The sequence below is a fragment of the Candidatus Kaelpia aquatica genome, from assembly GCA_030765335.1.
Classification (GTDB): domain Bacteria; phylum Omnitrophota; class Gorgyraeia; order Kaelpiales; family Kaelpiaceae; genus Kaelpia; species Kaelpia aquatica.
Genome location: JAVCCU010000013.1, coordinates 1 through 12,251, shown reverse-complemented (window position 1 = coordinate 12,251; position 12,251 = coordinate 1). Strand labels below are relative to the sequence as shown.

The following is a 12,251-nucleotide window of genomic DNA, read 5'->3' as shown; positions in this document are numbered from 1 at the left end:
TTACTCACCCGTTCGCCGCTATCTACCCGAAGGCAGATCGCTCGACTTGCATGTCTAATCCACGCCGCCAGCGTTCGCTCTGAGCCAGGATCAAACCCTCCGAAAAAAATTTGATCTTACTCTTTTTTTTAACTTTACCGCACTGTCGACCTAAATTTCAAAGAACTAATTTTAGACAAAAGGTAATTGTAACCTTTGCTATGGTCTATGTCAAGAAAACAAGACTCTGGATTAGCTATCCAGAGCGTGATAGAAATTATATCCTAAAGCAAAATATTGTCAAGGTTTAATTGCTATTTTCCTAGGCCTAAATGGAGCAGGTCCTTTATGAAACCAGATAAAATCCTTAAAAAATCTCAGCCTATATTCTTCACTTTGAGCCTGAATCAAAAAATAATCTTCGGACTCCTCTCTAACAAATAATGACTTAAGGGTAAGTAGTAATCTTACAATATCTGCTTCTTCTCTGGGGATCTTAGATAAGAGCGAGAAGACTCTGCTCTTAAGATACTCCTTATTAAACGTCCAATTGTCAAAAGACAGCAATCCATCCTCTCCGTTTTTAAAAGGAGCTCTATAGGTAACTAGCTCGCCTTTAAATCCAGAGACCTCTAGGTTGAGCTCATCATCGGTAAAAGATAAGCAAAGAAGGTTAACCTCAGACAGATCTTTTAATCTGTATTTCGATTTAAGAAGATTAATATTACACTTTATCCAATCGAAATGCTTCTCTATAAATTCAAGATTATTTTTAAATAGATATTCCACAAAAAAAAACTTATCATCTTTAAAAGCTAGTGCAGAGATGGGGCAGCTTGCTACTAGAATCTCTTCGCTTAGGATAGTAAACCCAAGACCTTCAATTAAGGCTATCGGATTTTCTTTTGCCAAAAACATCTTTATGATTATAGAGATATGCCAAGCCAGAGGCAAGGGTTAACAATACCGTAAGATACATGAAGGCCAGCATTGCGGTTTCTATATACACAATATACGCTAATGCTAAACTTAACTCCTTAAGACAGATTGATATCAAAACAAGATAGACCGCTATAACTTGAGATACCGTTTTATGTTTTGCCAGCCGCGACGCCGGAATAGTCCCCCCAAAGCCTGCAGCAAGAAGCCTTAAACCAGTTATCATAAACTCCCGAGCTAAAATAATTATGACCATCCAAGCAGGAATCAGCTCTAGGCTCACAAAAGATATAAAAGCACCCATAATCAATATCTTGTCAGCTAAAGGGTCTAGAAAAGCACCAAACTTTGAAGTAACGTTTAGCTTGCGAGCAAGCTTACCGTCATAATAATCAGTCAAAGAGGCAACTATAAAAATAGCAAGGGCTATGACCGATGCTAACTTAAGCGAAGAAAAAATAAACAACAGAAAAAAAAGAGCAAACAGAATACGAGATGCGGTTAAAATATTAGGCAATCTCTGCAATAAGGTCATATTCTAATACATCCTTTACTCTTACATTAATAAATGCTCCCAAATCTATTTTATCACTTTTTTCAATATAAACAATGCCGTCTACTTCCGGAGCATCAAATTCAGACCTGGCAAGATAGTATTCCCCTCTCTCCTCTTCAACTAAAACCCTAATCTCTTTGCCTAGCAACTTATTATTAAGATCTCTCGCTATGCTGTTCTGCTCTTTCATGATTGTATTAAATCGCTGGTCTTTTATAGATTCCGATATCTGCCCTTCAAAATCAAAGGCATCTGTATTATCCTCTCTTGAATACCTGAAGCAGCCCAACCTATCAAATTTAATATCCTTTATAAAATCAATCAGCTCATTAAAGTCCTCCTCGCTCTCCCCTGGAAACCCAACTATAAAACTTGTTCTAATCGATAAGCCCGGCACTCTTTCTCTTAACTCTTTTATTAAGCTGAATATTACCTCTCTTGATGCAGGCCTATTCATTTCTTTTAAAATTTTACTACTTATATGCTGCAAGGGCAGATCTAGATATTTACAGAGCTTTTTTAATTCCTGATAACAGCTTATTAAATCATCTCCTACCATCTGAGGGTGCGTGTAAAGCAAGCGGATCCAGAAATCACCCTCAATATCATTAATGCTTCTAAGTAGGCTGGTGATGTCAATGCTAGGCCCTAAATCAACGCCATATGAAGTTGTATCTTGAGCTACGACATTTAACTCTCTCACTCCTCTCCCTACTAAAAACTCGGCCTCTTTTAAAATATCGTCCAGAGGCCTGCTTCTGTAAGAACCTTTTATATTATAGATAGCACAATAACTACATCTATGAGAACATCCTTCGGATATCTTTAAATATGCAAAATGAGCTGGGGTCAGATATATCTTCTTCTTGGTCGGATAGTTCAAAAGATATCTTTCTTCTTTGATATTTTGGACTCTTTCGCCTTTTAAAATATCCTTAAGTATCCCTATTAGATCATCCCAATTGATTCCAATAACAGCATCAACCTCTGGAATCTCTTCCAACAACTCCTTGGAATACTTTTGAGTAAAGCATCCACCTACTACAATTTTGATATCTTTTGTTTCTTTAATTTGGACCAAATCCAAAATTATATCGATCGACTCTTCCTTGGCATCCCCTATAAACCCGCAAGTATTTACAATAGCGATATCTGCGCTCGACACTTCATCTACAACCTCATATCCCTCTCTAGAAATTATATCCAGCACATACTCTGAATCAACAAGGTTTCTAGCACAACCCAAACTTATTAAAAAAACTTTCATTATTTTATTTTAATCAAGACTACGCTTAAGGTAGGTCTATGCCAGCAGAAGTAATCTTTATCCCTTTTATAATACCTCTCCCTATAGGACCAATATTTCTACCGTTGAGTATAAACGAAAGTCGGGATGCCTCTCCAACCCAAAGCTCAAACTCTTCGTTAGCATTCCATGTCTCAGATTGATTGGCTTTCAAAATACTGTCAAAAATCTTTTCACTATCAGCGCGGAGTTGAATCCAGCAATCTTCACTAGCCTTTATTGTTAATTGTACAGCAAGATATTCTTCTGAGCTCTTCTTGACAGCTGCATCTTCAACCTTAACTATACCATCATTTATTATCTCGACATTCATAACATCTTCCATTTTGAGATCAGGACCATCATGATTGATAAATACTGCTAATGTCTTTTTAATTCCTAAAAATACAAAGTATATGGAGCTGACTATAAACAGAGAGAGTATGGTTGTTTTAAAAATCAGAACAAGCTTATTAGGCATAGAGCCGGACTTAACATATCCCTGCTCTCCAGATTTAAGCTCTGCCGGAAGCATATCCAGTTCACTTAAGATTTGATCCTCATCCAACCCCAAAAACCGAACATATTTACCCAAGAAGCTTCTTAGATAAAGAGCGGATTTAAAGTAACCAAAGTCTTCATCTTCTAAGGCTTGTAGAACCTTAGGGTGTATCCTGGCTTTCTGAGTAATAAAATCATAATCATAGCCTAACTTTTGACGCGCCTTTCTTAGTTTTATTCCTATATTAGCCATGGATAGATTCAGCCGATGATCAGCCTGCCCCTTGAAGGTCCTGTAAATACTCTTCTCTGTCTATCAATATCTCTCTAGGCTTTGAGCCCTGATAGGAGCCTACTATATTATCTTCTTCCATCATATCTATTAATCTGGCAGCCCTAGTATAGCCAACGCCGAGCCTTCTCTGCAGCATTGATACCGAAGCCTGCCCTGTCTGCATTATAACATTAATCGCCTCTTTATATACCTGGTCTCTCTTGCCGTGAACCTTTAATCCAGGCGCCCCGGAAGAAGAACCCAAAATACTGTCATCGTATTCAGGCTCTCTCTGTTCTTTTATAAAGCCGACGACTCTCTCTATCTCTTGATCTGAAACCAAACTACACTGAGCCCTGCAAGGCTTAGACGTACCTGGAGGTATAAACAGCATATCGCCTTTGCCTACAAGCTTATCAGCCCCGTTTAAATCTAAAACGGTACGGGAATCAACCTTAGACGCCACCTTAAAAGATATCCTGGAAGGAAAATTTGCCTTTATAACACCGGTGATTACATCAACTGACGGTCTTTGAGTTGCAAGTATCATATGGATTCCTACTGCGCGAGAAAGCTGAGCAAGCCGTGCAATGTGACCCTCTATCTCCTTAGAAGCCACTAACATCAAATCTGCAAGCTCGTCTATTACTACAACAATATAAGGCAAGCTCTGGGGCAACTCAGCATCTTTATCTTTCTTCTGATTATAAGACTCTATATTTCTAGTTGTCGCCTTAGATAAAAGCCTATACCTAGCATCCATCTCCGCAACTGCCCACTCTAGAGCTGAAACAGCTTTACTAGCATTAGTTACAACAGGAACTATTAAATGAGGCAAGCCATTGAAAGGCATCAACTCAACCATCTTAGGATCTATTAAAATCATCTTTACCTCATCAGGAGTAGCACGATAAAGAAGACTGATTATAAGAGCGTTGATACATACAGTCTTGCCAGAACCAGTTGTTCCAGCTATCAAAAGATGAGGCATTTCACTTAAATCACTTATGAGAGGCTCGCCTGAAACTTTCTGACCCAACGCTAAAGATAAGAGTGAACGTTGAGTATGGAAACTGGCCGATCCTACAATATCTTTCAAATAAACCATTGAAGAGGTTATATTTGGAATCTCAACCCCAATTGTTCCTTTACCGGCAACAGGGCTTACATGAACATTATAACTTTTCATAACAAGACCTATATCCTCAGATAGAGAAGCAATCGACTGAACTTTTACCCCCGGAGCAGGCTGAAGCTCATACCTTGTTATAACGGGACCTTTTTCAATATTTACAACCTTGGCCTCGATATTAAAATCTCTTAGCGTCTCCTCAAGCAGCTCTGCTTTGGCATGAAGATCCTCTACTTTTTCTTGATCTTTACTCTGCTCTGGAGATTCCAGTAAATCTATAGGCGGCAAAGTAAACCCGCCTCGAGATACACTCTTAGACTGCTTTAGAACTACACGCCTCTGCGGCTTCTCTATATCTTCTATCTTAAATATTGGTTTCTTCTTAACGGCTTTAACTCCGGAAACATTATCTTCAAACTCTAAAATCCCTTCCTTTTCTGCTTTAGAAAACCTCTGCTTTGATTCAGACTCTTTAACTTTGAGGCACTGTCTAAACAAACTTGATACTGCCTTGATTAAAATAAAAAATAATTTCTTTAATCCCGTAATAATATAGCTTAAAAGCGGTAAGTCAGTGACCATTATAGCGGAGAGCAGCAGGATAGAGAGACTTACCAATATCGCTCCAGAATAACCAAAATACTTCCTGCTAAAATCTAAAAAATAGAACCCGACAATGCCGGAAAGATTAAAACTAACCTCTTTATTAAAATGACTCAAGAGCGCAGCAGAACAACTCAGTGAACAGATAAGAAGAAAAAAAGAGAGCAGCTTGACCCTAAAATGCTTGAAATCCTCTTCGTAGAAATAGAACATATAGGTCCAGAAAAAAATAACGACAGGAATTACAATGCTCATCAACCCAAAATAACTACGCAAAAAGTAGCCAGAGAGAACGGTAATATTCCTGAAAAAGCTTCCAGCATCAATCCCGTTAGAACTGAGACCTGGATGAGATAGAGGCGAAAAAAAGATGATTGCTAAAAAAAGGTACAGACCTATTGCTACCCCAAGCAGGCAGAGAATCTCCTTTTTCATAAATCTCCCAACAAAATCATTCGACCTGCTTCATGCTCAACTTTATCTTACCGGCATCATCTATGCCAATAACTTTGACTTTGACTTCATCTCCTTTTTTAATAACATCTTCAATGTTAGCAACATACTCATTAGAGAGCTCAGATACATGGACTAATCCTTCTTTACCTGGAGCTATTGAGCAGAAAGCTCCAAAGTTCATAACCTTGACGACTTTACCGTCGTAAAGTTCTCCAACCTCAACATCTTTTATCAGCTCCTCAACTCTTCTAAGAGCATCCTGCAGCTGCTCATCGTCATCAGCAGCTATATGTAAAACACCATCATCATCGACATCAAACCTTGCTCCAGTATCGATTACAAGTTTTTTTATTGTCTTCCCGCCAGGACCAATAAGTACGCCTATCTTATCAGGATCTAATTTAAATGAAGTTAATCGAGGCGCATAAGCTGATACAGATGTTTTGGCCTGACTCATCACTTGATCCATTACATCTAAAATCTTGATTCTAGCCTCATGAGACTGCTTTAGAATTTTTGATATTAAATCAAGCTTGATTCCGGTTATTTTTAAATCCACCTGTATAGCAGTAATCCCCGCCCTAGTTCCAGCAATCTTAAAATCCATATCTCCAATGTGGTCTTCCATTCCAGCAATATCTGTTAATATCAGCTCATCATCGCCCTCTTTAAACAAACCTAAAGCTATACCTGCAACAGATGATTTTAAAGGAACACCGGCATCCATCATCGCCAAAGACCCAGCGCATACCGTAGCCATAGACGAAGAACCATTGGATTCTAAAATATCTGATACTAACCTAACAGTATAAGGAAAATCCTCATCCTTAGGCATCACCGCTCTCAAAGCTTTTTCAGCCAAAGCACCGTGACCTATCTCCCGCCTACCTGGACCTCTCATAAAACCAACCTCTCCCACGCTAAAAGAAGGGAAATTATAATGAAGCATAAATTTTTTAGACGATTTTCCTTCTAAAGATTCTACGGTCTGCTCATCACTAGTCGTACCCAAAGTTGTAACAGCCAGACTCTGAGTCTGACCTCTAGTAAACAATGCAGAGCCATGAGTACGAGGCAATACTCCAACCGAACAACTTATATCTCTAAGTTCGTTCAACGATCGACCATCTACTCTTTTCTTATTTTTGATAGCATACTCTCTAATAGAGCTTTTCTGTATTACATGGATAGCCTCTTTAATATCCCCTACTGAATAGACTTCCTGATATTTCTCTATCAGCTCACTCTTAAGTGAAGAAAATAAACTAGCTCTCTCTTCTTTATCTTTTATAATACTAATCTCTGCAATTTTAACCCCTGCGTCTTTTCTTATAGCATCAAGAGTATCGCTGCTTATTTTAAAAAGCTCGGGCTTGAATTTTTCCTTTCCGCATTTTTTCCTCAATTCATTCTGAGCATCCACAATAGAGGGGAAGTATTTTTGAGCAAAGCTAATAGCATTGAAAACATCTTCCTCGCTCATCTCTCTGGCTTCTCCCTCCAGCATAATAATACCATCTTTATCTCCGATTAAGGTAATGGTTAGATCAGAATCCTCCACCTGTTTGTAGTCTGGGCTTATAATAAATTCACCATCGACCATAGCAAGCTTAATTCCTGCTATTGGAGACTCAAATGGAATATCAGAGATATAGAGTGCTGCAGAAGCCCCGATAACAGCTAGAACATCTGGATCATACTTACCGTCGCTCGATAACACTATAGCTACAATCTGAACCTCGTTTCTTAATCCTTCAGGAAATAAAGGCCGTATCGGTCTATCAATTAAACGAGATGTTAATATCTCCTTATCTGTAGGCCTTCCCTCTCTTTTGAAAAACCCTCCAGGTATCTTACCAGCTGCATAAGTCCTCTCCCTATAATCCACCATAAGGGGAAGAAAATCTATCCCTTCTCTGACTTCAGCAGACATGACTGCATTGACCAAAACAACAGTATCCCCGCATTGTACTTTCACAGAACCATTAGCCTGCTTTGCCATCTCTCCTGTAGTTATTATAATATCTTCTTCACCAATTTTAACTCTTACTTCCTCTTTCATTATAGCTCCTTGTTATTAAAAGGCGGGTTTGCATATGGAGGATTATTTGCGTAAACCAAGCTTCTCCACGAGACCTAAATATCTCGCTTGATCTTTTCTTTTTAAGTAGCTGAGAAGTCTCTTCCTCTTGCTCACCATAATCAGAAGACCTTGCCTTGAATGGTTGTCTTTTTTGTGTTCCTTTAAATGCTGATTAAGGTAAATGATCTTGTTTGTTAAAATAGCGATTTGGACTTCGGGTGAACCCGTGTCTTTATCATGGACAGAAAACTCCTCTATTATTTTATCTTTTTCCATATTCCCCTTCTTTCAGTTATTATTCTTCGATAATATAACTTCAACTCTCCACCTTGTCAAGATGTGTTTTAACCAGCATCTTGATAGGTTCGACTAAATCGTATATCTCTTCTACGTCCATTACAATCAGATACTCCGGTTTTAGAAGGTAGAGATCGTGTCTTTTTATGATTTTATCACTCTTTAGATTATCAATCATCCTTGATATTATAAAATCATTACGCTTCCTCTCCCAGCTGCTTACATGTTTCTCGAACAACTCTCCCTTAAATTCAACCTTTGCCTTACCTTTAAACTGATATCCTACAAAGCTATCCCAATCAATCACAAAAAATGAGATCTGTGGATTAATCTCCAGATTCTTCTTTGTCTTAGCCATAAATAGGTCGCAGAAATAGAGACTCTTAGAGTCCACCGACACAACACCTTTTATAGATATATTCGGCTTACCTCCCTTATCAGAGGTCCCCAAAAAACCATAAGAAAACTTCTTGACGAATTTACGTATCTCAATCGGTATCATCTTATAAAATCACTCCAAATATCAGTAGGCAAAGTGCGCTTAATTCTTTCATCTTTATCTAGGCCGTCATCCCAATCCCTGCTTAATAGCGCAAAAGTATATAGTGTATTAATCACGGTAAAATGCCCATAGGCATCTTCTTTAAAAAAAAAGTCTAACTCTTCCAGATAATAGAACGGATGTCTATTTATAAAAACATTTTTACCTCTTAAATTATCCATTATCTCAATAATTAAAAGCGTCTTGCTCTTGTCAGGCATAAGATTCCAATCGTCACCGTTATAGTGTCCTATCTTTTTAAAGATATCGGCACCAGGAGAGCTCATCTCTAAAAGATACTTACTCCTCTGACCTGGAGTATGGATTGAAAAATCAACTACTTCTCTATCTGTATTAAACTCGACAAAACCCCAATTTTTTTTACCATCTGGATGCTGGTAATATATCCAGAATTCAAACTCCTTGTCATGCCTATCTACATCTATGATTACGGGGTATATCTGAGCCTGCAAATCATCTCTTGTTGTTACCATGTCTGGTCTACCTAAAATAGACTCAACACTCTCCTTGGATATTCCGTTGCTAAGTTCTTGAGCAAAAACAACACCTACAAACAGGATTACTGTAAATGTAAATAAAAGTAGAGATTTTAGCTTCATCTTTTCACATTTTAATCCAATATTGCTATAAATACAAGGTATTTGTAAGGCTAGAGAAGAGCTGGTGGGCGAGAGAGGGATTGAACCTCCGACCTCCTCGTTGTAAGGGCTACTCTTGTACTTCCACCAAACTTTTTATAACCTACTTATTTGAAACAACTTATTGATATATAACATCTTTAGTTTTAAAACACAAATATAAAACTTTCCCCCATTATGCCCATTATCTGCATAAAAACTGCTGCTGTTTTTGCAACACGGTAAATAGAAATAACAAAGAGCATATTCTCTCGCCAGAAATTAAACCATAATAGCTTATATATCTAAACCTTTTATCGTTGGAATTTCAATACCTACTACGCTCTTAATGCTTTCTTTCCATTTGATTTTAGTATTTGTTTTAAATTTTTTATATAATTTCAAGATGTTTTCATCTGATTGCCAATTCAATAACACATTTGCTTTATCCATTGTTTGTTTATCTATAACACCATTTATTCTTAAACGCCCAATTAACGCATTTGCTTTACCTATCCATATAGAATCTGTAACATAAGGCTCTGTCTCTTCTATCACAGAACCTACATTATTATCTAACATTGGCTCGCAAGATATGCTTGTATTAAATCCCTGGTAATAAGCGTGCTTCAAAGAATTAATTCTTTCTTCAAATGGTGGAGCATAAGGCTCCCAAAAATTGAGCACCTTCGAACTGCTTGATCCTACAGTAAACCTAAATAATATTCTATCTTTAAATTTACTAAATTTATCACATATAGCTTTTATGCATAAAATATGAGGTTTGGTTACAATTAAAATATTATTACCAGGCAATAACACTTTCTTAAAGAATTTCAATGCAAAATCTAAATTATCTGGATGTATGTCATGAGAGGAAGGAACCATTATTGTGCCATCAATTTTTTTGTAATTTTTCAAAAAACAATTGTGCCTTACCTGTTCATTCCTCCAATTATTTTTATTCTTTCTTTTAAATCTAATTGCCATAGATTTACTATAACAGTACTTGCAATCGTGTTTACAACCGTTAATAAAATTTGCATTACTCGACGCCCACTCTAAAGTTCCAAAAATAGGTCTATTTACAGGATTGTGATTATCTTTTTGTTTTTTATTCAATTCACAAATTATTGGATTCATTGTTTCATAAAAATTCTATACTTATACCTCTTTCATCAGGATAAGTACCTTTAATTCTTTTTCCATGCACTTTAATCTCTCCATTTTTTTCCATAATATTTAGTATCTTTTTTTTATAATTTGTTTCAAGAAAAGGAGTCTCTACTATAATAAACTCCTTCAAATTCTCTACAGAAACAACACTACCTTTGTATTTATCAACAATCATACTTTTCAACATACCGTAATTAGGCTCTGCTTCAAACAACGTTAATTGATTCGGATTGTATGTTGCATCAGAAAATTGATAGGTTCCATTTTCATCGACCATCCACATTGCCCTCTTCATGTGTTTCAAGCCAACAATACTATTTGTTCCAAAAAATAAAAAATAATCAGTTTTATTACTCTTGTTAATCATTTTAAAGTATCTCACATATTTTATACCAGCCATTGTTTCCAATTGCTTTTTATATAAACTATGTAATATTTCCACTCTTTGATCTGGATTAATAGCGTCTTTTACTTTTTTCCATTCATCAGTACCAAATAACTTATTAGCATTTAACTCCTGACTGTCAACTGCTATAAATCTATTAATCTCTTCATACATAAAAGTAATAAACACTTCACATTTCTTATAACTCATTATCCTCTTTATAAGCTCCATTGGTATATCTTTATAACCAAACGGATCTATAAAGAAAAATGATGGGGCTAACTGTTGACTTTTAGAATCCAAATCATCTAAAACAGATGTTAACGTCTCAGAAAACTCTGAACAATCTATATTATATTTCATATTTGAAGGCATCAAATGTGAATGACCCAAAAGCTTCTTTTTGAGATGCTCACATCTATCTTTATTCTTTTCGATAAAATAAAATATAACTTCAGATTTCATTTCTGCTTTATGCTCTAAAAATGTATTTATAGCAATTATTGGAGAGCCATCTTGTCCATTGCTATATTCTCCTGGACCTGCAAATCCATCTACTACAATCACTCTTTTAGAAAATCGTGTAATAATTGGGAACCAAGCAGCAAGATATTTTTTCAATATAGCATGCTTAGCTTCCGTATGCGGATCAATCAACCATTTTACAGTAGTTATTTTACTCATATCACCACATTGTTTTTATGTACCTTATTTAATTATTTTACCTCTTATATGGATTAAATAAAATCTTAAATTAATATAAAACATTAAACTGCTGCTGTTTTTGCAACACGGCAGAAAGCCAGTTGTTGTAAGTCGTTGATATAAAATGGGCGAGAGAGGGATTGAACCTCCGACCTCCTCGTTGTAAGGACTGCCTCTGCCCTTTCACCGAACTATACGTAACATGTTTATTTTAAATAACTTACTGATATATAAATTAGGTTCAAGGGTCTAGTGCAACACTTTGAACTGCTATAATAGCAGGGAAAGGAGTTGCTAATGGCAAAATATCAAAGACTTAAATGTTTTGAACGAGAAGAAATTTCTCGACAAGTTGCATCAGGAAAGAGCCTCAGGGAAGTAGCTAAAAATCTCCATAGATCTCCAAGCACCATAACCCGAGAGATAAATAAAAGCGTTGTTAATCGTAAATTTTATCGGGCATTTTTCGCACAAGGCCGCAGTAACAAAATTCTTCATCAACGACATAAGAATCGTAAGTTGGATAACAATCGTGCATTGCGCAAAATTGTACTGTTTTATTTATCCAAGAAATGGTCCCCAGAACAGATTGCTAAAAGAATAGTTCTCTTGTATCCTAATGGTATGAATATGCGTATTTCACACGAAACAATTTATTCTTACGTGTATATATTGCCGCGAGGGGAATTAAAGCGCGAGTT

At 36.6% G+C, this 12,251-nt stretch carries 12 protein-coding genes and 1 rRNA gene; 1 reads left to right on the top strand and 12 read right to left on the bottom strand.

Annotation, left to right across the window (positions count from 1 at the left end; all coding sequences use genetic code 11):
- The 12 genes from P9X27_02045 to P9X27_01990 all read right to left on the bottom strand — a co-directional run.
- Positions 1 to 106 (bottom strand): 16S ribosomal RNA (locus P9X27_02045); the annotation flags it as partial.
- A gap of 173 nt (positions 107 to 279) precedes the next feature.
- The gene (locus P9X27_02040) at positions 280 to 891 is read right to left on the bottom strand and encodes a hypothetical protein (protein ID MDP8253161.1); all 612 of its coding nucleotides are present in this window, start codon (positions 889 to 891) and stop codon (positions 280 to 282) included.
- The gene (pgsA, locus tag P9X27_02035; protein MDP8253160.1) at positions 860 to 1,453 is read right to left on the bottom strand and encodes a CDP-diacylglycerol--glycerol-3-phosphate 3-phosphatidyltransferase; all 594 of its coding nucleotides are present in this window, start codon (positions 1,451 to 1,453) and stop codon (positions 860 to 862) included. The genes P9X27_02040 and pgsA overlap by 32 nt, the downstream gene beginning before the upstream one ends.
- Complete coding sequence (gene rimO / locus P9X27_02030; protein MDP8253159.1) at positions 1,428 to 2,741, bottom strand: 30S ribosomal protein S12 methylthiotransferase RimO; 1,314 nt, start codon at positions 2,739 to 2,741, stop codon at positions 1,428 to 1,430. Before rimO ends, pgsA begins: the two co-directional genes overlap by 26 nt.
- A 25-nt stretch (positions 2,742 to 2,766) precedes the next feature.
- On the bottom strand, positions 2,767 to 3,513 hold the full coding sequence (locus P9X27_02025; protein MDP8253158.1) for a DUF4115 domain-containing protein: 747 nt from the start codon (positions 3,511 to 3,513) through the stop codon (positions 2,767 to 2,769).
- Between the two features lie 19 nt (positions 3,514 to 3,532).
- Positions 3,533 to 5,704 carry a DNA translocase FtsK 4TM domain-containing protein gene (locus P9X27_02020; GenBank protein MDP8253157.1) on the bottom strand — a complete coding sequence of 724 codons (2,172 nt, stop codon included), beginning with the start codon at positions 5,702 to 5,704 and terminating at the stop codon, positions 3,533 to 3,535.
- Between the two features lie 16 nt (positions 5,705 to 5,720).
- Positions 5,721 to 7,790, bottom strand: coding sequence for a polyribonucleotide nucleotidyltransferase (gene pnp, locus P9X27_02015; protein ID MDP8253156.1), 2,070 nt, complete (start codon positions 7,788 to 7,790; stop codon positions 5,721 to 5,723).
- Positions 7,791 to 7,829: 39 nt separating this feature from the next.
- Positions 7,830 to 8,084: a 30S ribosomal protein S15 gene (gene rpsO / locus P9X27_02010; GenBank protein ID MDP8253155.1), complete on the bottom strand. Its 255-nt coding sequence runs from the start codon at positions 8,082 to 8,084 to the stop codon at positions 7,830 to 7,832.
- Positions 8,085 to 8,124: 40 nt separating this feature from the next.
- On the bottom strand, positions 8,125 to 8,607 hold the full coding sequence (locus tag P9X27_02005; protein MDP8253154.1) for a pyridoxamine 5'-phosphate oxidase family protein: 483 nt from the start codon (positions 8,605 to 8,607) through the stop codon (positions 8,125 to 8,127).
- The gene (locus P9X27_02000) at positions 8,604 to 9,266 is read right to left on the bottom strand and encodes a hypothetical protein (GenBank protein MDP8253153.1); all 663 of its coding nucleotides are present in this window, start codon (positions 9,264 to 9,266) and stop codon (positions 8,604 to 8,606) included. Before P9X27_02000 ends, P9X27_02005 begins: the two co-directional genes overlap by 4 nt.
- Before the next feature lie 315 nt (positions 9,267 to 9,581).
- Positions 9,582 to 10,427, bottom strand: coding sequence for a radical SAM protein (locus P9X27_01995; GenBank protein MDP8253152.1), 846 nt, complete (start codon positions 10,425 to 10,427; stop codon positions 9,582 to 9,584).
- Positions 10,428 to 10,431: 4 nt separating this feature from the next.
- Positions 10,432 to 11,529: a three-Cys-motif partner protein TcmP gene (locus P9X27_01990; protein ID MDP8253151.1), complete on the bottom strand. Its 1,098-nt coding sequence runs from the start codon at positions 11,527 to 11,529 to the stop codon at positions 10,432 to 10,434.
- 318 nt (positions 11,530 to 11,847) lie between these two features.
- Between P9X27_01990 and P9X27_01985 the strand changes: the two genes are divergently transcribed.
- Positions 11,848 to 12,251 (top strand): helix-turn-helix domain-containing protein (locus P9X27_01985; protein ID MDP8253150.1); only part of this gene is annotated, 404 nt, incomplete at its 3' end.